Below are 22588 nucleotides of genomic sequence, written 5' to 3' on the forward strand. Positions count from 1 at the left end.
GGGGCTCCTTCGGGGGGACGAGGCCCGTCGATTATCCCCTCCGGGGCCGGTGGACACCGTAGGGGGACACCGGAGAGCCGCGGAGGTACGCCGGGGGGAGGGCGGGTCGGACACCAGAGCGCCCCGCCCGGTCTCGCCGGGCGGGGCGCCTGTCATATCGCTGGGGCCGGGGCTCAGAGGCCCAGGTCGACCTCGAATTCACCGGCTTCGAGGATCGCCTTGACCGCCGTCAGGTAGCGGGCGGCGTCGGCGCCGTCCACCAGACGGTGGTCGTAGGAGAGCGACAGGTAGGTCATGTCACGGATGCCGATGACCGTGCCCTCGGCGGTCTCGATGACCGCCGGGCGCTTGACCGTGGCACCGATGCCGAGGATGGCGGCCTGGTTCGGGGGCACGATCACGGTGTCGAACAGCGCGCCGCGCGAGCCCGTGTTGCTGATCGTGAAGGTCGCGCCCGACAGCTCGTCCGGCGTGATCTTGCTGCCCCGGACCTTGGCGGCCAGGTCGGCGGTGACCTTGGAGATGCCCGCCAGGTTGAGGTCACCGGCACCCTTGATGACCGGGGTCATCAGGCCCTTCTCGGAGTCGACGGCGATGCCGATGTTCTCCGAGTCGAAGTAGGTGATGGTGCCCTCGTCCTCGTTGATCCGGGCGTTGACGACCGGGTGGGCCTTCAGCGCCTGGGCGGCGGCCTTGACGAAGAACGGCATCGGGGACAGCTTGACGCCCTCGCGGGCGGCGAAGCTCTCCTTGGCACGGGCGCGCAGCTTCATGACCTTGGTGAGGTCGACCTCGACCACCGTGGTCAGCTGCGCCTGGCCGTGCAGCGCCTTCATCATGTTGTCGCCGATGACCTTGCGCATGCGGGTCATCTTGACGGTCTGGCCGCGCAGCGGGGAGACCGCGAGGGCCGGGGCCTTCGCGGCGGCCGGAGCTGCTGCCGGAGCGGCGGCGGGGGCCTGGGCGGCGGCCTTGGCGGCCTGCGCGGCGTCGATGACGTCCTGCTTGCGGATGCGGCCGCCGACGCCGGAGCCCGACACGGTGGTCAGGTCGACGCTGTTCTCGGCGGCCAGCTTGCGCACCAGCGGGGTCACGTACACGTCGCTGCCGGCGGGAGCCGGAGCGGCGGGCGCGACCGGCGCCGGGGCGACGGGGGCGGGCGCCGGGGCAGCGGCGGCCGGAGCCGGAGCCGGAGCAGCCGGAGCCGGGGCAGCGGCGACGGGGGCCGGAGCCGGAGCGGGCGCGGCGGCGGGCGCCGGAGCGGCCGGGGCGGGGGCGGCGGCAGGAGCGGCACCCGGGGCGCCGATCACGGCCAGCTTGGCGCCGACCTCCGCGGTCTCGTCCTCGCCGACCACGATCTCCAGCAGCACACCGGCGGCCGGGGCGGGGATCTCGGTGTCGACCTTGTCGGTGGAGACCTCCAGCAGCGGCTCGTCGGCCTCGACGTGCTCGCCCTCTGCCTTCAGCCAGCGGGTGACGGTGCCCTCGGTGACGCTCTCGCCGAGCGCGGGGAGAACGACGTCGGTGCCGACGGCGCCGGCGGCAGGGGCCTCGGCGGCGGGCGCGGCGGCCGGAGCCGGAGCCGGAGTCTCGGCCACCGGAGCCGGGGCGGCGACCGGCTCGGGAGCCGGGGCCGGAGCGGGCGCCTCGGCGGCGGCCGGGGCAGGGGCCGCGGCGGGAGCACCGGTGCCGTCGTCGATGACGGCCAGCTCGGCGCCGACCTCGACGGTCTCGTCCTCGGCCACCTTGATGGACGCCAGGATCCCGGACGCGGGCGCGGGGATCTCGGTGTCGACCTTGTCGGTGGAGACCTCCAGCAACGGCTCGTCGGCCTCGACGTGCTCGCCCTCTGCCTTCAGCCAGCGGGTGACAGTGCCCTCGGTGACGCTCTCGCCGAGCGCCGGAAGGGTTACGGAAACCGCCATGGTTTCACTTGCTCCTAACGGATGGTGTCTCCCCGGCCCGGATGAAGCGCGGGCCGGGGAGGTGCGGAATGGTCGGCGTGCCCGGGGGCTGCTCAGTCGTGGGCGTGGAGGGGCTTGCCCGCGAGGGCGAGGTGGGCCTCGCCCAGGGCCTCGTTCTGGGTGGGGTGCGCGTGGATCAGCTGCGCGACCTCGGCCGGCAGGGCCTCCCAGTTGTAGATGAGCTGCGCCTCGCCGATCTGCTCGCCCATCCGGTCACCGACCATGTGGACGCCGACCACGGCACCGTCCTTGACCTGGACGAGCTTGATCTCGCCCTGGGTCTTCAGGATCTTGCTCTTGCCGTTGCCCCCGAGGTTGTACTTGAGGGTGACGACCTTGTCCGCGCCATAGACCTCCTTGGCTTTGGCCTCGGTGATACCGACGGACGCGACCTCGGGGTGGCAGTAGGTCACGCGGGGCACGCCGTCGTAGTCGACCGGCACCGGGCTCAGGCCCGCCAGCCGCTCTGCCACCAGGATGCCCTCGGCGAAGCCCACGTGCGCGAGCTGGAGGGTCGGGACCAGGTCGCCGACCGCGGAGATGGTGGGGACGTTCGTCCGCATGTACTCGTCGACGAGGACATAGCCGCGGTCCATCGCGACGCCCTGCTCCTCGTAGCCGAGACCGGCGGAGACCGGGCCGCGGCCGACGGCGACGAGCAGCACCTCGGCGTCGAAGGTCTTGCCGTCCGCCAGGGTCACGCGGACACCGGACTCGGTGTACTCGGCCTGCTGGAAGAAGGTGCCCAGGTTGAACTTGATGCCGCGCTTGCGGAAGGCGCGCTCCAGCAGCTTGGAGCTGTTCTCGTCCTCGACCGGGACGAGGTGCTTCATGCCCTCGATCACGGTGACGTCGGTCCCGAAGGACTTCCACGCGGAGGCGAACTCGACACCGATGACGCCGCCGCCGAGCACGATCGCGGACTGCGGGACGCGGTCCAGCTTCAGCGCGTGGTCGGAGGAGATGATCCGGTTGCCGTCGATCTGGAGGCCCGGCAGGGACTTCGGCACGGAGCCGGTCGCCAGCAGGATGTGGCGGCCCTCGACGCGCTGGCCGTTGACGTCCACGGAGGTGGGGGAGGCCAGCCGGCCGGTGCCCTCGATGACGGTGATCTTGCGGGAGGCGATCAGCCCCGTCAGGCCCTTGTACAGGCCGGAGATCACGTCGTCCTTGTACTTGTGGACCGCCGCGACGTCGATGCCCTCGAAGGTGGCGCGGACGCCGAACTGCTCGGACTCGCGCGCCTGGTCGGCGATCTCGCCGGCGTGCAGCAGCGCCTTGGTGGGAATGCAGCCGTAGTGCAGGCAGGTGCCGCCCAGCTTGTCCTTCTCGATCAGGGCGACGTTCAGACCCAGCTGGGCACCGCGCAGCGCCGCAGCGTAACCGCCGCTACCGCCGCCGAGGATCACTAGGTCGAAAACGGTGCTGGCGTCGTTCGCCACGTCACGTCCTCCATGCATGAGCGCCGGTCGCCGGGGTCCCCTCACCCGGGGGGATGTCCGGCCCTTCGGCTGGTGTTCGGCCGATGTCTCGTCGGCCCTCTGGTCGGGGCCCTGTCCTGCCGAGGACCCATCTTTGCACTTGTTGCGGAAAGACGGGACGCGGGGCGGGGCTCTGAGGGAGTCTGATCGATCACCCCAAGGGTTACCAGTCGGTAAGAACGAGCTGTGCCGACCCCTGATTCCCTGGTGATACGGGGTTTCGTCCAGAGCGAACGCCGGGGGTGCCCGGCGGCCGGTCGCACGATACGGCCCGGCCCTGGAGAGCGGCCGGACCGTATCGAGTGACGGAGAGTGATCAGCCGAGTTCGCCGTCGGCGATCTTCTCGGCCAGCCGGACCAGGGTGCGGACCGAGGAACCGGTGCCGCCCTTGGGGGTGTAGCCGTACGGGGCGCTCTCGTGGAAGGCCGGGCCCGCGATGTCCAGGTGGGCCCAGGTGATGCCCTCGCCCACGAACTCCTGGAGGAAGAGACCGGCGACCAGGCCGCCGCCCATCCGCTCACCCATGTTGGCGATGTCGGCGACCTGCGAGTCCATGCCCTTGCGCAGCTCGGCGGGGAGCGGCATCGGCCAGGACTGCTCGCCGACCTCCCCGGCGGTCTCGTGGATCGCGGTACGGAACGCCTCGTCGTTGGCCATCACGCCGAAGGTGCGGTTGCCCAGCGCCAGCACCATCGCGCCGGTCAGGGTCGCGACGTCCACGATCGCGTCGGGCTTCTCCTCGGACGCCTTCCACAGTGCGTCCGCCAGCACGAGCCGGCCCTCGGCGTCGGTGTTCAGCACCTCGACCGTCTTGCCGCTGAGCATCCGCAGCACGTCGCCGGGGCGGGTCGCCGAACCCGACGGCATGTTCTCGGCCAGCGCCAGCCAGCCGGTGACGTTGACCCCGAGGCCCAGGCGGGCGGCGGCGATGACGGCGGCGAAGACGGCGCCGGCGCCGCTCATGTCGCACTTCATCGTCTCGTTGTGGCCGGCCGGCTTGAGCGAAATGCCGCCCGAGTCGTAGGTGATGCCCTTGCCGACCAGGGCGAGCGTCTTGGCGTCCTTGCCGGCGGTGTAGGTGAGCTTCACCAGGCGCGGCGGGTTCTGCGAGCCCTGGCCGACCCCGACGATGCCGCCGTAACCGCCCTTGATCAGCGCCTTCTCGTCCAGGATCTGGACCTTGACGCCGTGCTCCTTGCCGGCGGCGGCGGCCACGGCGGCGAAGGCCTCGGGGGTGAGGTCGTTCGGCGGGGTGTTGATGAGGTCGCGGCAGCGGTTCAGCTCCTCCGCGACCACCTGGGCACGCTCGGCGGCGGCCTTGAACGCCTTGTCGCGCGGCTTGGCGCCCAGCAGGGCGACCTCGGCCAGCGGCAGCTTGACGCCGCCCTTCCCGCCCTTGCCGCCGTCCTGGTAGGCGGTGAACGCGTACGCGCCGAGCAGCGCGCCCTCGGCGATCGCCTCGGCGTCCTCGACGGCCTCGATCGGCAGCGCGAACCCGGCCTTCTTCGATCCGTGCAGCACCCGGGCGGCGGTGCCCGCCGCGCGGCGCAGGGCCTCGGCGTCGTACGCCTCGCCCTCCTCGGGGACGACACCGAGGCCGACGGCCAGCACGACGGGGGCCTTGAAGCCCGCCGGCGCGGCCAGCTTGGTGGCCTCACCCTCGGCGCCGGTGGCCCCGAGGGTCTCCAGGACGGCGGCGAGCTTTCCGTCGAACGCCTGGTCCACGGCCTCCGCGCCCGGTGCGACCACCGGGCCCTTGGCGCCCTTCGCGACCCCGACGACAAGGGCGTCGGCGCGCAACGTCGCAGCGCCGGCAGTGCTGAGAGTGAGAGCAGTCACGGTGGTGAAATCTCGCTTCCATTGAGTTCCGGGGCCTTTGGCGGCCGTTGGGGGATAGGTCGACATCCCCGCGCTGGAAAGCGTACGCGCGCCCGCGCCGCCCGCTCACGGCGGCAGTCGTTCACCCGGGCGTGATCACCGGTGGCGTGAACCCGCCCGGCGCGGAACTCCCCAGCATGGGATGGCCGTTGCCCCGGCGCACGGAGGGCGGAGACGGGGGGCGGGCGCACCCGGACGGGTTCGCTTCCGTCCGCTTCCGGTTCCGGTCGGGGGCGCCGCGAGCCCGCCGGTCCGGGCAGCCACCGGGTGCCGGAGGGGTGTCGGGGCGGCCGATCCGGGAGGGAGTTATGCCCGCATTGGGTAGGGAATGGTTGCCGGGCTCGATGCGGGGTCGCGGCCCTGTCCGGCCACGGACGGGTCCTGTGCGCTCAGCCCACGACGAGGACGGGTCCTGTGTGCTCAGCCCACGACGAGGACGAGCAGGCAGGCCGTCGCCGCCGTCTCCGCCAGCGCCCCGAAGACATCCCCGGTGACCCCGCCGAAGCGCCGCACGCACCGCCGCAGCAGCGCCAGCGCGGCCACCAGCGCCAGGGCCACGGCGAGCCCGTACCGCAGTGCCCCGTACCCGCCCAGGAGCGCGCCCACGCCGGCCGCCGCCAGCGTGACCAGTACGGCGAGGGCCCACGCGGTCCGTACGGGCACCACCTCCGCGACGGCGGCGCCCAGGCCCTCGGGGCGGGCCGCCGGGACGCCCGAGCGCGCGGCCAGCGTGAGCGCCAGCCGGGCGCTCACCCCGCTCACCAGCGCCCCGAGCGCGCCTTCGGCCCAGCCCGCCCCGTACAGCTGCGTCAGCGCCGCGATCTGCGCGAGCAGCGTGAACAGCAGGGTGACCACCCCGAACGGGCCGATGTCCGACTGCTTCATGATCCGCAGGGCGTCGTCGGCGGGCCGGCCGCTGCCGAGGCCGTCGGCCACATCGGCGAGGCCGTCCAGATGGAGCCCCCGGGTCAGGACGGCGGGGACGGCGGCGGCGGTGACGGCCGCGAGCAGCGGGCCGGTGCCGAGCAGGAGGGCCACGGCTCCCGCCGCCCCGGCGAGCGCGCCCACCACCAGCCCGGCCAGCGGCGCGCAGAGCATCCCGGCGCGGGCCGCGTCCCGGTCCCAGCGGGTGACCTCGACCGGCAGCACCGTCAGGGTGCCGAAGGCGAAACGTATTCCGGGCAGACCGCGCAGCTCACTCACCGCCGCAGGGTAGCCCGCCGCAGGCCGCGCACCGCGATACATTGCCCGCAAATAGCGCGAAAAGAGGTGATAGCGGGATGGGGGTCTGGTTCAACGAGAACATCGTGGTGCCGGGCAAGCTGCCGATGCTGCTCGCCCTCACCGCCTTCGTCGTCACCTTCCTGGTCACCCGGCTCGTCACCCGGCTGATCCGGGCCGGGCGCGGCCCGTTCCGGAACATCAGCGCCGGGGGCACCCATATCCACCATGTGGTGCCCGGGGTGGTCCTCACCCTCGTCGGCGGCTTCGGCGCGGTCGGCGCCGGGCGGCACGGGCTGGGCGCCGCCGTCTGCGCGGTGCTCTTCGGCATCGGCGCGGGGCTGGTTCTGGACGAGTTCGCGCTGATCGTCCACATCGACGACGTGTACTGGACGGAGGAGGGGCGCCAGAGCGTCGAGGTGGTGATCCTCGCCGCCGCCCTCGCCGCCCTGGTGATCAGCGGGTTCTCCCCGCTCGACGTCTCCTCGCTCAGCCCCGGCGAGCGGCAGAACCGGGCCGTACTCGTCGTCTCCCTGCTGCTGAACTTCCTCTTCGCGCTGATCGCGCTGGCCAAGGGCAAGGCCCGGATGGCGCTCATCGGGACGCTCGTACCGCTGGTCGCGCTGGTGGGGGCGGTACGGCTGGCGCGGCCCGGCTCGCTCTGGGCCCGGCGCTGCTACCGGGCGAGGCCCCGGGCGCGGGCCCGCGCCCGGATCCGCTCGTACCGCCACGACCGGCGCTGGGGCCGGCCCCGCCGCTGGTTCCAGGACCTGATCGGCGGGGCACCGGACCGGCCGGATCCGCCCCGGCGGTAGGGGGCATGGCATGGTGCCGGGGCGGCCGCGTCGGGGTGTCCGTCAGGCCGTGGCACTCCCGGCGGGACGGCTGCCGTCGGCTTCCACTTCCGCTTCCGTTTCTGCGTCCTCTGCGTTTCCCGTTTCCTCTGCGTCCTCTGTGTCCTCCGCGTCCTCTGTGTCCTCTGCGTCTTCCGTCCGCTCCGGCAGCTCGGCCGCCAGCGCGGACGCCGCCTGGAGCAGGGGGAGCGCGAGCAGTGCCCCGGTCCCTTCCCCCACCGTGACACCGTGGTCCAGCAACGGGTTGAGCACCATCCGGTCCAGCGCCTTCGCCGCCGCCGGCTCCCCGCTCACATGCCCCGCCAGCCACCAGTCCGGCGCCCGGAACGCGGCCCGCTGCGCCACCAGCGCGCACGCCGCCGACACCACACCGTCCAGGATCACCGGCATCCGCCGCACCGCCGACTGGAGCAGGAAGCCCGTCATCGCGGCCAGATCCGCACCGCCGACCGCCGCCAGCAGCTCCAGCTGGTCCCCCAGGACCGGCCGGGCCCGCCGCAGCGAGTCCCGGACCGCCGCGCACTTGCGCATCCACGCCAGATCGTCGATGCCCGCGCCGCCGCGCCCCGTCACCACGGAGGCGTCCGTCCCGCACAGCGCCGCGATCAGCGTGGCCGCGGGCGTCGTACCGCCGACGCTCAGATCGCCCAGGACCACCGCGTCCGTACCGGAGTCGGCCTCCTCGTCGGCGATGGCCATGCCGAGACGGACCGCGCGCTCGGCCTCGTCCGCCGTCAGCGCGTCCTCGATGTCGATCCGTCCGCTGCCGCGCCGGATCCGGTGGCGCACCACCTCGTCCGGCAGCAGCGCCGGATCGCAGTCGAGACCCGCGTCCACGATCCGCAGCGGGACCCCGGCCCGGCGCGCGAGCACCGCGACGGGGCTCGCGCCCTCCAGCGCGGAGCGCACCAGCAGATGCGTGGAGCCCGCCGCGCGGCCGGAGACATCGAGGGAGGCGACGCCGTGGTCCCCGGCGAACAGCACCACCTTGGGGCGTTCGATCGGGCGCACCGGCACCGACGCCTGAGCGGCCGCGAGCCATTCGCCCAGCTCGTCCAGGCGCCCCAGGGCCCCGAGGGGGACTCTCAGACGCTCCCGGTGCTCCTCGGCGTCACGCCGGACGCCGCTGTCGGGTCGCTCGATCAGTTCGGAGAAGTCATCGAGATTCAGCCTGCTCATTCGCCGAACAGTACCGGGTGGCCCCGGGTCAGTTCCGCAGGATCAGTGCCTGCCCCGCCACCACCAGCACCACCTGTTCGCACTCGGCGGCGAAGGCCGCGTTCAGCCGCCCCAGCTCGTCCCGGAAACGGCGGCCCGACGCCGTCGCCGGCACCACCCCGGAACCCACCTCGTTGGTCACCGCGACCACCGTGCGCCCACTCTCCCGTACCGCCGTCACCAGCTCCGCGACCCGCTCCCGCAGCTTGCGGTCGCCGCCCCCGTACCAGCGCTCGTCGTCCCAGGCGCCCACCCGGTCCATCGCGTCCGTCAGCCACAGCGACAGACAGTCCACCAGCAGCGGCGGGCCCTGGGCGCGCAGCAGCGGCACCAGGTCGCAGGTCTCCTCCGTACGCCACGAGTTCGGCCGGCGGTCCCGGTGCAGGTCCACGCGCTGCGCCCACTCCGTGTCGCCGTCCCGGCCGCCGCCGGTGGCCACGTACACCACACCGGGGAACGTCTCCAGCCGCCGTTCCGCCTCCACGGACTTGCCCGAACGGGCCCCGCCGGTGATCAGCGTGCGGCGCGGTACGTCCGGTACGGCGTGGTACTCGCCCACGATCAGCGTCGTCCCGTCGGGCACCGCCCGCGCGCCCGCCGCCGCGAGCCGCCGGTCCAGCTCGGGGCCGCCGGGCACGTCGTGGTCCAGATGGGCCGCGATCACATCGGTCGTCGCCCCGATCCCGCCGGACGCGCGCAGCCGGGCGACCGCGTCGGGCCGCCCCACGACATCGGCGACCACCATGTCGTACGGGTCCTGCGCGGCCCCGTTCGCGAGCCCGGCGGGGGCGCCCCCGGGCGGCAGGTACAGCAGCCGGTCGCCCTCCGGCGAGGACACCTCGTACCCCGTCCCCGGGGTGTCCATCGACACCGCCCGCACCCGGTGCCCGCTGATCAGCGTCAACACCCGCCCGTCGGGCACCCGGCCCGCCGCCGGCAGCCCGGCCGGCACGTCCACGGCGGGTCCGTCGTGCGGATGCGTCAGCAGCACCTGCCGCACCCCCACCAGCGAATGCCCCGCGCGGGCGGCGGCCAGCGCCGCCCCCGGGGTGAGATCGAGCAGCAGCGCCCCGTCCACGAGCAGCGCCGTCGCGGCCCGGGCCCGGGGCCCCCGGGCGGCGGCGCACACGGCACACGGGCAGTCGGGACGGGGGAGACCGGAGGGGGCGCCGGTACCGAGCAGTGTCACTTCCACACCCCGATCCTCCCGCGTCACCGCGTGCCGTGCGCGCCCGGCTACGCTGCGGGCAGGACGAGAGATCACTTCAGGACCCTGGGAGGCGGACATGGCATGGACGTGGCGGTTCGAGAAGTCCGACGGGACGGAGGTCCGGCCGGCCGTGGAGCCGGAGGAGTTCACCACACAGGGGGACGCCGAGACCTGGCTCGGTGAGAACTGGAAGGAGCTGCGCGAGGGCGGCGCGGACCAGGTCCACCTCTCCGAGGACGCGACCGTGATCTACGGCCCGATGAGCCTGCACCCCGCCGAGTAGCACGCGTCTTCGTTCGAGGCCCCGGCCACCGGGGCGGGATTCCGGTGGCCGGGGCCGGCGGGACGGGAGGCGTATTCCGTCCCGCCCTTCCCGGGCGGTGCCCGGGGGTCCGCCCGCCCGGCGGGGCGCCGTACGGGCGGGGTCTTCAGAGCCGGGCCGCTATGCCGTGGCTGAGACAGCTGACAGCGACGCACCACACGACGACGGCCCAGACGGCCCGGGGGCTCATACGGGCCCCCGCCGCTGCTCGTCGTTCACCTGCCGGATCCGCTCGCGCAGCCGGGCGACGGCGGGACTGTCGGCGAACCCGTCCCGCGCCCGGCCGCCGGGCCGCTTCAGCGAGCAGTCGGGATCGGGACACGCGCAGGGCCCGAAATCGAACGGATTGAAATCGATCCCGGCTCCCGGGCGGGCCCCGGATCCGTTCCCCGCTCCGCTCATCACTGCCCTGCCCTTCTCCGCAGCCCCGGTGGGCCTCGGCTCTCACTCCAGGCAACGCGATGACTACGCAGAGCGGTACGGTGGTGTCCGAGGTGCCCTTTCAGTGGCTTAAGTGCTTGATCGGCACAGGGAGTTGATGACCATGGGAGCGCTGCGCCCGAACCAGGGTCTCCAGCGGCTGTTCATGGAGTCGGGGTGGACGCTGCGGCAGTTCGCGATGGCGGTCAACCGGCTCGGTACGGAGCAGGGGACGCCGCTGCGGTACCGGGAGGTCTCCGTCCATCAATGGCTTCGCGGCTCGATTCCGAAGGAATCCGTGAGACCGCTCGTGGTCGAGGCTCTGGCCCGCAGGCTGAACCGGACTGTCACGCGCGGCGAAGCGGGATTCCCTGAGCTGCCAAAGGACAGCGGACCCCGTCCGGGTTCGACGGCGGCGCTCATCGAGCTGGGTACCCAGGACATGCTTCCCTCGCGGCGCGGAATACTGGGCGTGACCCTTTTCTCGGTCGCGCTGAACGTGCCGGAGTGGCCCGAAGTGGTCGGCCGGATGGAAGCCGTCCAGTCGGGCACGACCCGGCGCATCGGCATGAAGGAAGTCGAAGCGGTCAGAGCGATGACCGAGCACTTCTCAAAGATCGACGACCTTTTCGGAGGCCGGTACGGACGGCCTTCCGCAGCCGCTTTCCTGGTGAACGTGGTGGCGCCCTGCCTGCGCGCGGAAGGCCCCGACGCCGTACGCAAGGCGATGACGTCCGCCGCCTCCGGCCTGTGCTATCTCGCCGGCTACATGGCCGTGGACGAGGGTCTGCAAGGGCTCGCCCAGCGGTACTACCTGAGCGCGCTCGACCTCGCGGGAGCCGCCGAGGACCATCTCGCCTTCTGCACCACCCTGCGGGGAATGAGCGTCCAGGCGGTCGAACTCGGCCATGGCCGCAAGGCCCTGCGCCTGGCGGATTCCGCTGCTGCCGCACTCCCCAAGGCGGGCCCCCGGATGCGCGCCTTCCTGGCGGGCCAGCAGGCCCACGCGGCGGCGCAGAACGGTGACCGCGTGCCCGCCCTGAAATACCTCCAGGAGGCGGAGATCGCCCTGGAGAAATCGGCGGCGCAGGCACAGGAATTCGGCTTTGGATCGTACAACTCGTCTTATTTGCACTACCACACCGGTCAGGTCCGTTTCGAATTGGGAGATGTGGCCGGATCGGTGCGCGCGATGGAGGAGTCGGACCAGGTACGTGAATCGGCTTTCCGGCGCAGCCGGGTGCGCCACCGCGCCATCCTCGCCGAACGGCAATTGCAGATCGGCCACCTGGAAAAGGCGTGCCACACCTGGCACCTGGCCCTTGACGACTACCCTTCGGTCGACTCGGGCCGGGTGGACGAGCGCATCCGGTTCATGTTCGCGTCGCTGCGGCCCTATCTGAGGAACCCGGCCGCGAGGCAACTCCACGAGCGGGGCCGCGAGGTCGCCTCGAAGGCCCTCGCGGCCTGACCACCCCGTACCAACGACGCTGGTCGAGCCCAGGAGGCCGCTGATGGACCCGTCCCGCCGCCGTCTGCTCGGGGCAGGATTCTTCCCCGCAGCCGGCACCTTTCCGGCCTGGGAGGACATCGACGGGAGGGCGGCGGTCGCCCAGGACGGCACGGCATGGCGTATCGGCGAGGGAGATGTTTCCGCGGTCACCGACATGACCCGGAGGCTCTCCGACTTCGACTACGAGTTCGGTGGCCGGATCACCCACGCGATGGCGGTCGCGTTTCTGACGCACACGGTGATCCCGGATCTCTCCGCGCCCGGTACCGAGGCCGTCAGGAAAGCGATGCTCTCCGTCGCCTCCGAACTCAGCTATCTGATCGGATACATGGCGGTCGACGCGGGTCTGCACGGGGCCGCGCAGCAGTACTACCTCCAGGCGATGGAATGGGCCGGGGCCGCGTCGGACCCGGGCGCCTACTGCCTGGCCCTCCATGGCGTGGGCTCGCAGGCCCTCCAGCTGGGGCACGGCCGGGCCGCGCTGCGGGCGGCGGTGGCCGCGCGGAGTACGGCGGTGTCGGTCGAGCCGAACCTGCGCGCCTTCATCGCCGGGCAGCACGCCCGGGCGAGCGCTCTGGCCGGTGACCGCAGGGAAGCGCTCTCCCTCCTGAAGGAGGCCGAACGGGAGATGTCGCGGGCGGAACCGTCCGGCCGGGCCGTGGTGGGTCACTACCGGGAAGCGACCCTGGAGCTGGACATCGCGCAGGTCGCCTACGCCTTCAAGGACATCGAAGGGTCCGTGGCGTCCCTGAAGCGATACAGCGACCTCCAGAGGGGCCGGTGGAAGCGTCGGCGGAAGGTTCTCGACAGAGGGACCCTGGCGGAACGCCAATTCCGGCTGGGCCACCTGGAGGAGGCGTGCGCGACCTGGCGGCAGGTGCTGGCGGACTATCCGCACATCAAGTCGGCCCGCGCGGACCAGCGCATCGTCTCCATGGGCAGGGCGCTCCGGCCGCATCTGAGGAACCGCCTGGCCCGGCAGCTCTACGAGCGGGGCCGCGAGGTCGCCCCCGGGCTGCTCGCGGTCTGACCGCGTTCGTGACCCGGACCCGCGACGGGTCGTTGTGAGGGGTGCGTCGTCCGACGACAGAGGCGCGGGGCATGGGTCAGGTGAACGCCCCCGGCCTTCCCTCACCGAGCCGGGAGGCATCCACCCGTGAAGTCCGCACGTTCTTCCCCGGGCGCTGTGATGACGGTCCTCGCGATGCTCGGCCTGTCCCTGGCAGCGGCCCCGTCGGCGAGTGCGACGACCCATGGCTGCGGGGACCTGTCGAACGGGCTGCTGTGCAACACCGGCGGCACCCTCGGCAGGTCCGGTACCTACACGTTCACGACCAAGTACCACCGGTTCCGTGGTGGTGAGGTCACGGTCAAGCTGGGCACGCAGCGGAAGAACAGCCGGATCACGGCACTCCCGCTGTGGTTCGGTTCGCAGAGGACCGCCAACGGCCACGCCTCCCTGTCCCGGAGCCACCCTCTGGACGCCGACAACTGTGTCCGAGGGGTCATGGAGCACGACGACACCATGTACGTCACCAAGTGGCGTTGCCCCTGACCGGCACCGGCTGCCCAACCCGGGGGGACCCGGGCGTCCGTCGTCCACGCGTACCGGAAAGCACCCCATGTGGCAGATCGTCCTCTTCGTCAGCCCGGTCACCGTGGCCCTGTTCCTCCTCGCCTCCCTCGCGCTGGCGCTCGTACTGGCCCGGTGGCGGGAGCGTGCCGACGCGCGGCGGGTCGCCGATGTGACACGGGGGATGCTGGCGGTGTGTGTCGCCGTCGTCCTCGTCGCCACCGTGCTGCCGACCCAGCCGCTCGGCAGCGGCGGGCACTCCGTCTCCTGGGTCCCGGGTGGGGGCCTGTGGGGCACCGGGGGTGGCTACGGCGGTGCCGGGCTCTTCGCCGAGGAGGCGGACATGATCCAGCGCCTTCAGATCGCGAACGCCGCCATGTTCGTGCCGCTCGGGACCCTGCTCGCCTTCCTGGGGCGACGGATCCGCGTGGCGGAGGCCGTGTTCTGGTGCTTCGCGGGGAGCCTCGCGATCGAAGCGGCCCAGTTCGTCATGGCTGCCGGCCGCACCGTCGATGTGGACGACATCCTCTGCAACACGCTGGGCGGAGCACTGGGCGCTGTCGCCGCCCGGGTCGCCATCGCCATCGCCCGCTGCCGACCGGTGCCGACCGGGCTGTCCGCGAGCACCCGGAAGGAGACCGGACCCCATGGCCACCGGCGCTGACAGCGGCCTCGCCCGCTTCCTCGTCCGCGTCGGGGACGTGGCCTTCCGCGCCGGGCCTCGCGGAATCGAGCTGTGCCGGATCGACTGCGAGGAGCGGCACGTCACCTTCCGGGATGCCGGGGACCCCGACCCCCGGCTGCCGGTCTTCCCCGTCGGGCCGGTGCCGGACGACGACGAGGAACGCAAGGACTGGGTGTGGATGCCCGCCGCGCCGTCGCCGGCCTGGGCGCATCTGGCCTGGCTGGTCGGGGAGCTGGGGGACCAGTTCGGGGCGCTCCGGGACCATGGTGTGCGGCTGGTCGACGTCGACATCCCCGGGAGGGCCTGGGCCGACCTCGGAGTGACGCACGGTGGTGAGCGGTGGCGGGTCCGGGTGGCGCTGGAGGGGGGCGCGGAGCCGATCGAGTTCCCCGCGTGCTTCATCGGGGAGTTGTTCACGGAGCGACGGCACACCCGGTATCTCGTCCCCGTCGCCGGGAATCTCGTGGACCTGACGGACGTGCTGTGACCGGGCGCGGCCCGACGGCCCCACCGCGCCGGGCCAGCCACGATTTCGCGCCCTTTCCCCTACCGCCAGGACGCGCGGTGACAGGCCGGAAGGAACAGGTGTGCCCATCTGGCCGGAGACTTCCGGTCAATGTCCGCTTCACGGACAGTGGCAGACCGTGACCCACCCCGCCATCATGGCCGGGCACTCGCTCGCACAAGGAGGTCAGCCGATGGGGAAGCACGAGAAGCCGCCCGCCGACCTGTCCAAGGGGAAGCCCCCGCCGGGCAATTCGGATGGACAGGTTCCGCCGCCGCCACCCTCTGACGGCAAGCACAAGAAGTAGTGGGCGGTCTCGACGGACGACGCGGAGACCTCGCACGGAGGATGCAGGAGCGCGGGGACTGGCCGGAGCGGTCCCCGTGGATCCGGCAGGCGGTCGACCGCCTGCCGCGCGATGTCTTCGCCCCCGACCGGCTCTGGCACTGGAACGGTCACGCCTACCTCCCCGCCGACCGGGCAGCGGACCCGGACGAGTGGGCCGAACTGCTCTACGGCGACCCCGACACGGCAGCGGTCACCCAGGTCACCGACGGGGTGGCGACCTCCAGTCTGTCCTGCCAGGCCATCGTCGTGGACATGCTCGACTCGCTCCTCCTGGAGCCCGGCCACCGCGTCCTGGAGCTGGGCACCGGAACCGGCTGGAACGCGGCGCTCGCGGCAACGCGTGCGGGAGGCGACCGGACCACCACGGTCGAGGTGGACCCCGTGGTGGCCGAGGCAGCCGGCAGCCGCCTGGCCGTGCACGCCCCAGGGATCCGTCTCGAAATCGGTGACGGGGCCCTCGGACTTCCCTCGGGCGCACCGTACGACCGGGTGATCGCGACCTACGCCGTCGAGCGCGTGCCCTGGGCGTGGATCGAGCAGACCAGGCCCGGCGGCCGGATCGTCACCCCGTGGGGACGGCTCGGGCATGTGGCGCTCACCGTCGCCGACGACGGGCGCTCCGCGAGCGGCTGGGTCCAAGGGCTGGCGCAGTTCATGCCCGCTCGCGGTACCACCACGGAACCGGACTTCTCGTCAGTGCGCGGTGCCGGACCGGCCGAGGACGAACGCCCTTGGCTGCGGGACCTCGCTCCCCTTCAGGAGGACTGGGACCTCCGGTTCGCGCTGCGTGTCGCCCTGCCCGGCCTCCGGGTCGCCGTCGCGGAGGACGAGGACGGACTCAACGCGTGGCTCCACGACCACACGTCGTGGGCCATGGTCTCCGCAGTGGGGGACGGCACCGCCATCGCCTACCAAGGAGGCCCCCGCCGCCTCGCCGACGAACTCGACCGCGCCTGGGCCGTCTGGACGGAGGCAGGCGCTCCGAGGCGATTCGACTACGGCCTCACCGTCACCCGGGACCGGCAGTACGCCTGGGCGAAGGACCCCACCGGGCCGTGCTGGTACCAGCCCTGACGGGCGTGCCGCGACCCGGCGCGGCCCGACGGCCCCACCGCGCCGGGGGCCGTCAGATCTCCCCCAGCGTCACCCGCACCGTCCGCGCCTCCCCGTCCCGCAGATACCCCACCACCACCTTCTCGCCCGGACTCTCCGGAGCCAGCGCCTCCGCGAGCGAGGTGATCGTCGTGATCTCCTGCGAGCCCACCTTCGTGATGATGTCGCCCGCCCGCAGGCCCGCCTTGTCCGCCGCGCCGCCCGCGACGACCTCCACGATCGCCACGCCCGCCGGCTGGTAGTTGTCGTCCAGGACCGTACGGCCGGTGATCTCCAGGGCGGCGCGGCCCGAGTCGGTGACCCTGCCGGTGGAGATGATCTGGTCGGCGACCGTCGTCACCATCGAGACGGGGATCGCAAAGCCGATGCCCGGCGCCGCCGCGTCCCCGAGGCCCGGGTCCGTCGCCGCCAGGGTCGGGATGCCGATGACCTCGCTGTCCAGGTTGACCAGGGCACCCCCGCTGTTGCCGGGGTTGATCGCGGCCGAGGTCTGCACCATGTTGCCGATGGTCGCGCCCGTGCCGCCGTCGGCCGCGCTCTCCGTCACCGTGCGGCCGATGCCCGAGACGATGCCCTGGGTGACGCTGCTGGAGAGCCCCAGCGGCGAGCCCATCGCCAGGACGATCTGGCCGACCGTCACCTCCGACGAGTCGCCGAACTTGGCCGGTTTCAGGCCGACCGGGAGGCTGTCCAGTTTGATGACGGCGAGGTCCTGTTCCGGGTACGAGGACACCAGCTTCGCCGTCAGCGGCTCCTCGCCCGTGGCGACGGTGACGAGGAACGAGCGGCCGCTGCCCACCACATGAGCGTTGGTGATCACATGGCCCTTGCTGTCGTACACCACGCCCGAGCCGAGGCTGTTCCCCGACTCGATCTGCACCACCGACGGCAGGACGTTCCTGATCACCGTCTCGTAGTCGGTCTGGAGATCGTTCAGGGCCTGCGGCGCGGGCACCGGGCGGGTCGACGTCGAGTTGCGGGACTGCTCCCAGGCGGCGGCCTGGTCCGGTCCGCCCGGGGTCTCGGCACAGCCGGCGGTGGTGGCCAGGACGGCCGCGCAGAGGAGGGCGGTCAGGGGCAGCAGCCGGCGTGGCGATATCTCCATGTACGGAGTCTCACCGCGTACCGCCCTACCGGCATGCCGTGCGCGCCCGAACAGGTGGCCCCGGGAGGCCCTACGCGGTCGCCGTGAGGAACTGCGTCGCCGCCAGCTCCCCGTACAGCGGGTCCGCCGCCACCAGTTCGTCGTGGGTGCCCACCGCGCGGACCCGGCCCGCGTCCATGACCACGATCCGGTCGGCGAGGGTCACCGTGGAGAGCCGGTGGGCCACCACCAGGACGGTCACCTCGCGGGAGACCTCCGTGACCACGTCCCGCAGCGCCAGTTCGTTGACCGCGTCGAGCTGGGACGTGGCCTCGTCCAGCAGCAGGAGGCGGGGTCTGCGCAGCAGCGCGCGGGCGATCGCGACGCGTTGGCGTTCGCCGCCGGAGATCTGCGAGCCCCGGTGGCCGACCAGGGTGTCAAGACCGTCCGGCAGCCGCTCCACCAGCGCCTCCAGCCGGGCCCTGCCCACCACGTCCCGGATCTGTTCGTCGGTGGCGTCGGGCGCGGCGAAGACCAGGTTCTCGCGGAGGGTGCCCGAGAGGACCGGGGAGTCCTGCTCGACGTACCCGATCGAGGCCCGCAGTTCGGCCAGGGGCCAGTCGCGGATGTCCCGGCCGTCCACGAGGATCCGGCCGCCGGTGGTCTCGTAGAACCGTTCGATCAGGCCGAAGACGGTGGTCTTGCCCGCGCCGGAGGGGCCGACGAACGCGGTCATCCCGGGGCCGGGGACCTCGAAGGAGACCCCGTGGTGGACCGGCGGCAGCTCCTCCCGGTAGCGGAAGGTGACGTTCTCGAACGTGACGGAGGCGCCCCCGGCGGCCGGCGAACCGGTCCCGGCGGGCGCGGGTGTCCCAGCCGGTTCCTCGGTCTCCAGCCGTTCCGCCTCCACGATGCGGGCGATCGCGGCCGAGCCCTCCTGGTACTGGGTCGCCGCCTCCACCAGCTTGTTGACCGGGTCCATCAGATAGAAGAGGAAGAGCAGGAACGCCACCAGGGTGCCGATGGAGATCGCCCCCGAGGCCACCCGGGCGCCGCCGATGCCCAGCACCGCCAGGAAGGACACCTGGACGGCGAGGCCCACCGAGGACCACGCCACCGACTCCCACTTCGCGGTCCGCACACCCTGGCGCCAGGCCTCCTCGGCGGCGCGGGCCACGATCTCGGTCTCCCGCTCCTCCGCGCCGGACGCCTTGACCGTGCGGAAGGCGCCGAACGCCCGCTCCAGCCGGGTGGATATCTCCGCGACCGCCTCCTGGGCGCGCTGGGTCGCCTTCGAGATCCGGGGCATGATCAGCCCGACGGCGCCGCCGATGACGACCAGGACGCCGAAGGTCACCGCGAGCAGCACCAGATCCATCAGGGCCAGCATCACCATGGTGGCGACGAAGCCGACGATGCCGGTGGCGGCGGAGACGATGGCCTGGGTGGTCACCGCCCGCAGCAGGGTGGTGTCGGAGGTGACCCGGGACATCAGGTCGCCGGGCTGGGTCCGCTCCATCTCGGTCAGCCGCAGCCGCAGCAGCCGTCCGATGAGGCCGCGCCGGGCGGCGAGCACCACGGACTCGGCGGAGCGGGCCATGATGTAGCCGCCCAGCGCCTCGATGGCGGTGCCCAGCACCACCAGCGCGGTCAGCCCGACGATGATCCCGGCGATCGACTCGTCGTCGCCGAGCCGTTCCACCAGCTCACGGGCGGCCAGCGGCTGGAGCAGCGCGGTGACCGTGCCGAGGAGCGCGAAGAACGCGCCCAGGGCGACGCGGCCGCGGTGGGGGCGGAAGTGGCCGTAGAGCGCGCGCCAGGTCTCCCTGGCGGGCAGCCTGGCGATGGGTTTCTCGTTCGTTTCGGTGGTTTTGGGTGTGGTCACTTGGGTACGGACGCACAATCCGCGCCGTTGCCTGAGCCGTCACGGTGATACGGCCGGAAATCACGCGTGAGGGGCCCGGTGGTCGGGACGGTTCAGGCCCCGGGCCCCGCTCTCGGGTCCCGCTCTCAGCTGTCCCGGGCGCCGCAGAGGTGCAGCAGCGCGGCGATGCCCCGGTACGGGTCGGTGCGCCCGGCCCGGTCCTCGGTCGCGAGCAGTTGTTCCAGCTCGGCGGCGGCCGGCAGCTCGGAGTCGGGGCCCCAGGGGGTGAAGACCTGGACGCCGTACCAGGCGTGCAGGGGTGCCGCGATCCCCGCGAGCGTGCCGGTGAGCGCGTCGAGCCGGTGGGCGCGGTGAGCATGGTGGGCATGGACAGCGCCGCCGGTGCCGGCCGGGCCGCGGTCGGCGGCCGGATCCGGCTCCAGGGCCGCCAGCGCGGTGGGCCAGTCGCCCGCCAGGCCGGGACCCATGGCCAGGGCCTCCGCGTTCCGTACGGTCAAGGAGAGCAGTCCGCCGGGGGCGAGCATGCGGGCCAGCCCGGCGAGCAGGTCGTCGGGCTGTTCCGAGGACATCAGGACGCTGTGGCACAGGACCACGTCGAAGCTTCCGGGGAGGAAGTGCACCCCGGTCTCGCGGCACTCGCCCTGGATCAGCCGGAAGCGTTCCCGGATCCCGGCGGGCTCGGTGGCCAGCGCCTCCTGGACCCGGCGCAGCGGCGCGGGGTCGGACTCCAGGCCGGTGATCTCGTGCCCGGCCCGGGCCAGGCGCAGTGCCTGGGTGCCCCGGCCCATGCCGACGTCGAGGATCCGCAGGCGCTGGCCGACCGGGTAGCGCGCGGCTATCTGCTCGTCGAGCTGGCGGGCGAGCAGCTCCTGGCGGATGGTCTCCTGGAGCCCCCCGCCGGCCCCCGGGCCGCCGAAGGGCGGTCCCGCGAGGCCGACGGATTCCGTGCTCAGGGTCGCTCTCCGCGCTTGACCTGCGGCTTCGGCAGCCGGAGCCGGCGCATCTGGAGCGTACGCATCAGGGCGTAGGCGACCGCGCCGCGCTTGGGCTCGTCCGGGAAGCGCTCGTTGAGCTGCTTCTTCAGCCGCACGCCGAGGCCGATCGAGTCGATGACGATCATGACGATCACACCGAGCCAGATCAGCAGGGCGATGCTCTGGAGCTGGGCGGCCTGGATCATGCTCATGATGAGGATCAGGACCGCCAGCGGAAGGAAGAATTCCGCGATGCAGAAGCGGGAGTCCACGAAATCCCGGGCGAAGCGGCGCACCGGGCCGCGGTCCCGGGCCGGGAGATAGCGCTCGTCGCCGCTGGCCAGCGCCTCGCGCTGACGCGCCAGGTCGGCGCGGCGGGCGTCCCGCTGGCGGCGGATCGCCTCCTTGCGGTCGAGGGGCTGGGTGGCGGCCCGCCGGCGCTGCGTCTGGGCCGCACTCCGCTTGGGAGTGGGGCGGCCCTTGGGCGCCTGGGGGTCGCGGGACTGGGCGGCGTCCCCCGTCACCTTCTCGGTGGGGGTGGCCTTCTCTGTCTTGGCACGGCTACGGAACACAAAGCCCAAGGGTACGGGGTGAGTGGCGGGGACCCAACGCCGGAGGGGAACGATCCCGCAACACCATGCGTCTTTACGGACAGACCGGTCCGAGTCGGGACGACCCTGAGGCTCGTGTACTCCTTGGGCCGGAGTGGTGGCGGTGAGCAGTCGTTCTTGGGGATGAGCGCATCGGCGTCCGACAAGTGCGGTAATGGATGCAGGGCCCGTACTGTGGGTTCTGTTGGAGTGCAGGATCCGGAGTCCGTCAGAAGGGGGCGCGCGAAGCCCATGAGCGGTGTCATGAAGCGTATGGGGATGATCTTCCGCGCGAAGGCCAACAAGGCCCTGGACCGGGCCGAGGACCCGCGCGAGACCCTCGATTACTCGTACCAGAAGCAGCTGGAGCTGCTCCAGAAGGTCCGCCGGGGCGTCGCTGACGTGGCGACCTCCCGCAAGCGTCTTGAGCTTCAGCTCAATCAGCTCCAGGGGCAGTCCGCCAAGCTGGAGGACCAGGGCCGCAAGGCGCTGGCGCTGGGCCGCGAGGACCTGGCGCGGGAGGCGCTGTCCCGGCGGGCCTCGCTCCAGCAGCAGGTCACCGATCTCCAGACCCAGCACCAGACCCTCCAGGGCGAGGAGGAGAAGCTGACCCTCGCCGCCCAGCGGCTCCAGGCCAAGGTCGACGCCTTCCGCACCAAGAAGGAGACGATCAAGGCCACCTACACCGCCGCCCAGGCCCAGACCCGGATCGGCGAGGCCTTCTCCGGCATCTCCGAGGAGATGGGCGACGTCGGTCTCGCGATCCAGCGGGCCGAGGACAAGACCGCCCAGCTCCAGGCCCGGGCCGGCGCCATCGACGAGCTGCTGGCCTCCGGCGCCCTGGACGACCCGTCCGGGATGGCGAAGGACGACATCGCCGCCGAGCTGGACCGGATCTCCGGTGGCACGGACGTCGAGCTGGAGCTCCAGCGGATGAAGGCCGAGCTGGCCGGCGGCACCGGCGGCTCGCAGCAGGCCATCGAGGGCGGTGCCGGCGCGCAGGACGCCTCCCGGCAGCAGACCGGCCGGCCCAACTTCGACAAGCAGTGACCCGGCGGCACCGGCCGTGTGCCGGTGCCCGAGCGACAGGGGCCCGTCATGATCGTACGGATCATGGGGGAGGGGCAGGTGGAGTTGGCGGACCGCCACTTCGCCGAGTTGAACAGACTGGACGACGAACTGCTGGCCGAGCTGGAGCAGGGTGACGAGCCCGGCTTCCGCCGGACTCTCGCCGCACTGCTGGCGAGGGTCCGCGAGGTCGGAGAGCCACTTCCGGACGACGTACTGGAGCCGTCCGAACTGATCCTCCCGGCCCCCGACGCCACCCTGAGGGAGGTCCGGGCCATGCTGGGCGACGAAGGGCTGATCCCCGGGCTCCCCGGCTGACGCCCGGCCCGCGCCGGTACGAGTGGCCCGCACCCTTTCCCCGTCCGGGGCTGGTTCTCTTCGTCCCGTGTCGGTACGGGTTCCCGCGCCCTTCTTCCCCCCGGCTCGGGGTACCGGCCACCCTCCGGCTGTTCCGTGGGTGGGGGGTGCAGGGTCGCCCCCGCAGGGGATCGGCGGGAAGTCCTGCTCGCGCTGACGGTAGGCCTTCGGTCCGCCGACCCCGAGGAGGTGAGCCCGGAGGCCCCCACCAACCCGCACCACACCCGGTCCCGGAACCACCCGAACAAAACCAGCCCCTGGGGGTCCCCCCGGACGAAGTTTGGGGGAGATTGAGGACGGACCCGCACCCCGGCCCGGGGTGAA

The 22588-nt window shown here is 72.5% G+C and carries 21 protein-coding genes; 10 read left to right on the forward strand and 11 right to left on the reverse strand.

Going from position 1 to position 22588, the window contains the following annotated elements; translation table 11 throughout:
• Positions 1-173 precede the first annotated feature (173 nt).
• From sucB to SYYSPA8_RS07420, 4 genes are all read right to left on the reverse strand, one after another.
• Positions 174-1925, reverse strand: a complete 1752-nt coding sequence (sucB, locus tag SYYSPA8_RS07405) for a 2-oxoglutarate dehydrogenase, E2 component, dihydrolipoamide succinyltransferase (RefSeq protein WP_323446145.1) — start codon at positions 1923-1925, stop codon at positions 174-176.
• 92 nt (positions 1926-2017) lie between these two features.
• Positions 2018-3406 carry a dihydrolipoyl dehydrogenase gene (gene lpdA, locus SYYSPA8_RS07410; protein ID WP_323446146.1) on the reverse strand — a complete coding sequence of 463 codons (1389 nt, stop codon included), beginning with the start codon at positions 3404-3406 and terminating at the stop codon, positions 2018-2020.
• Between the two features lie 355 nt (positions 3407-3761).
• Positions 3762-5285 carry a leucyl aminopeptidase gene (locus SYYSPA8_RS07415; RefSeq protein ID WP_323446147.1) on the reverse strand — a complete coding sequence of 508 codons (1524 nt, stop codon included), beginning with the start codon at positions 5283-5285 and terminating at the stop codon, positions 3762-3764.
• A gap of 459 nt (positions 5286-5744) precedes the next feature.
• Positions 5745-6569 (reverse strand): adenosylcobinamide-GDP ribazoletransferase, encoded by an 825-nt coding sequence (locus tag SYYSPA8_RS07420; RefSeq protein ID WP_323446148.1) that lies wholly within the window; start codon positions 6567-6569, stop codon positions 5745-5747.
• A 35-nt stretch (positions 6570-6604) separates the two neighbouring features.
• Here SYYSPA8_RS07420 and SYYSPA8_RS07425 point away from each other — a divergent pair, with 35 nt between their 5' ends.
• Positions 6605-7360 (forward strand): hypothetical protein, encoded by a 756-nt coding sequence (locus SYYSPA8_RS07425; protein ID WP_323446149.1) that lies wholly within the window; start codon positions 6605-6607, stop codon positions 7358-7360.
• Positions 7361-7402: 42 nt separating this feature from the next.
• Here SYYSPA8_RS07425 and cobT read toward each other — a convergent pair whose 3' ends face one another.
• Together cobT and SYYSPA8_RS07435 are read right to left on the reverse strand one after the other, a co-directional pair.
• The gene (cobT, locus tag SYYSPA8_RS07430; RefSeq protein WP_323446150.1) at positions 7403-8578 is read right to left on the reverse strand and encodes a nicotinate-nucleotide--dimethylbenzimidazole phosphoribosyltransferase; all 1176 of its coding nucleotides are present in this window, start codon (positions 8576-8578) and stop codon (positions 7403-7405) included.
• 28 nt (positions 8579-8606) lie between these two features.
• Positions 8607-9812: a bifunctional adenosylcobinamide kinase/adenosylcobinamide-phosphate guanylyltransferase gene (locus SYYSPA8_RS07435; RefSeq protein ID WP_323446151.1), complete on the reverse strand. Its 1206-nt coding sequence runs from the start codon at positions 9810-9812 to the stop codon at positions 8607-8609.
• Between the two features lie 91 nt (positions 9813-9903).
• Here SYYSPA8_RS07435 and SYYSPA8_RS07440 point away from each other — a divergent pair, with 91 nt between their 5' ends.
• On the forward strand, positions 9904-10110 hold the full coding sequence (locus SYYSPA8_RS07440) for a hypothetical protein (protein ID WP_323446152.1): 207 nt from the start codon (positions 9904-9906) through the stop codon (positions 10108-10110).
• A 225-nt stretch (positions 10111-10335) separates the two neighbouring features.
• Here SYYSPA8_RS07440 and SYYSPA8_RS07445 read toward each other — a convergent pair whose 3' ends face one another.
• Positions 10336-10551, reverse strand: coding sequence for a hypothetical protein (locus SYYSPA8_RS07445; protein ID WP_323446153.1), 216 nt, complete (start codon positions 10549-10551; stop codon positions 10336-10338).
• 142 nt (positions 10552-10693) lie between these two features.
• Between SYYSPA8_RS07445 and SYYSPA8_RS07450 the strand changes: the two genes are divergently transcribed.
• The 6 genes from SYYSPA8_RS07450 (at position 10694) to SYYSPA8_RS07475 (ending at position 16267) form a co-directional block, all read left to right on the forward strand.
• Positions 10694-12040 (forward strand): tetratricopeptide repeat protein, encoded by a 1347-nt coding sequence (locus SYYSPA8_RS07450; protein ID WP_323446341.1) that lies wholly within the window; start codon positions 10694-10696, stop codon positions 12038-12040.
• A gap of 43 nt (positions 12041-12083) precedes the next feature.
• Positions 12084-13112 (forward strand): tol-pal system YbgF family protein, encoded by a 1029-nt coding sequence (locus SYYSPA8_RS07455; RefSeq protein WP_323446154.1) that lies wholly within the window; start codon positions 12084-12086, stop codon positions 13110-13112.
• Positions 13113-13238: 126 nt separating this feature from the next.
• Positions 13239-13637, forward strand: a complete 399-nt coding sequence (locus SYYSPA8_RS07460; RefSeq protein WP_323446155.1) for a hypothetical protein — start codon at positions 13239-13241, stop codon at positions 13635-13637.
• Between the two features lie 67 nt (positions 13638-13704).
• Positions 13705-14319 carry a VanZ family protein gene (locus SYYSPA8_RS07465; protein ID WP_323446156.1) on the forward strand — a complete coding sequence of 205 codons (615 nt, stop codon included), beginning with the start codon at positions 13705-13707 and terminating at the stop codon, positions 14317-14319.
• On the forward strand, positions 14303-14827 hold the full coding sequence (locus SYYSPA8_RS07470) for a hypothetical protein (RefSeq protein ID WP_323446157.1): 525 nt from the start codon (positions 14303-14305) through the stop codon (positions 14825-14827). The genes SYYSPA8_RS07465 and SYYSPA8_RS07470 overlap by 17 nt, the downstream gene beginning before the upstream one ends.
• A 366-nt stretch (positions 14828-15193) precedes the next feature.
• On the forward strand, positions 15194-16267 hold the full coding sequence (locus SYYSPA8_RS07475) for a methyltransferase domain-containing protein (RefSeq protein ID WP_323446158.1): 1074 nt from the start codon (positions 15194-15196) through the stop codon (positions 16265-16267).
• A 52-nt stretch (positions 16268-16319) separates the two neighbouring features.
• On the opposite strand, the gene SYYSPA8_RS07480 is transcribed toward SYYSPA8_RS07475, so the two are convergent.
• From SYYSPA8_RS07480 to SYYSPA8_RS07495, 4 genes are all read right to left on the reverse strand, one after another.
• Positions 16320-17411 (reverse strand): S1C family serine protease, encoded by a 1092-nt coding sequence (locus SYYSPA8_RS07480; protein WP_323446159.1) that lies wholly within the window; start codon positions 17409-17411, stop codon positions 16320-16322.
• Between the two features lie 70 nt (positions 17412-17481).
• Positions 17482-19275: an ABC transporter ATP-binding protein gene (locus SYYSPA8_RS07485; protein WP_323446160.1), complete on the reverse strand. Its 1794-nt coding sequence runs from the start codon at positions 19273-19275 to the stop codon at positions 17482-17484.
• Between the two features lie 125 nt (positions 19276-19400).
• Positions 19401-20153, reverse strand: a complete 753-nt coding sequence (locus SYYSPA8_RS07490; protein WP_323446342.1) for a class I SAM-dependent methyltransferase — start codon at positions 20151-20153, stop codon at positions 19401-19403.
• Between the two features lie 71 nt (positions 20154-20224).
• A complete protein-coding gene (locus SYYSPA8_RS07495; RefSeq protein ID WP_323446161.1) occupies positions 20225-20821 on the reverse strand; it encodes a DUF3043 domain-containing protein in 597 nt (198 codons plus the stop codon).
• A gap of 282 nt (positions 20822-21103) precedes the next feature.
• Between SYYSPA8_RS07495 and SYYSPA8_RS07500 the strand changes: the two genes are divergently transcribed.
• Both SYYSPA8_RS07500 and pspAA read left to right on the forward strand, forming a co-directional pair.
• Positions 21104-21889 carry a PspA/IM30 family protein gene (locus tag SYYSPA8_RS07500; RefSeq protein WP_323446162.1) on the forward strand — a complete coding sequence of 262 codons (786 nt, stop codon included), beginning with the start codon at positions 21104-21106 and terminating at the stop codon, positions 21887-21889.
• Positions 21890-21937: 48 nt separating this feature from the next.
• Positions 21938-22225 (forward strand): PspA-associated protein PspAA, encoded by a 288-nt coding sequence (gene pspAA, locus SYYSPA8_RS07505; protein ID WP_323446163.1) that lies wholly within the window; start codon positions 21938-21940, stop codon positions 22223-22225.
• The last annotated feature ends 363 nt before the right edge of the window (positions 22226-22588 follow it).

Origin of the sequence: Streptomyces yaizuensis (assembly GCF_034961445.1) — a bacterium.
In the GTDB taxonomy this organism is placed as follows: Bacteria; Actinomycetota; Actinomycetes; order Streptomycetales; family Streptomycetaceae; genus Streptomyces; species Streptomyces yaizuensis.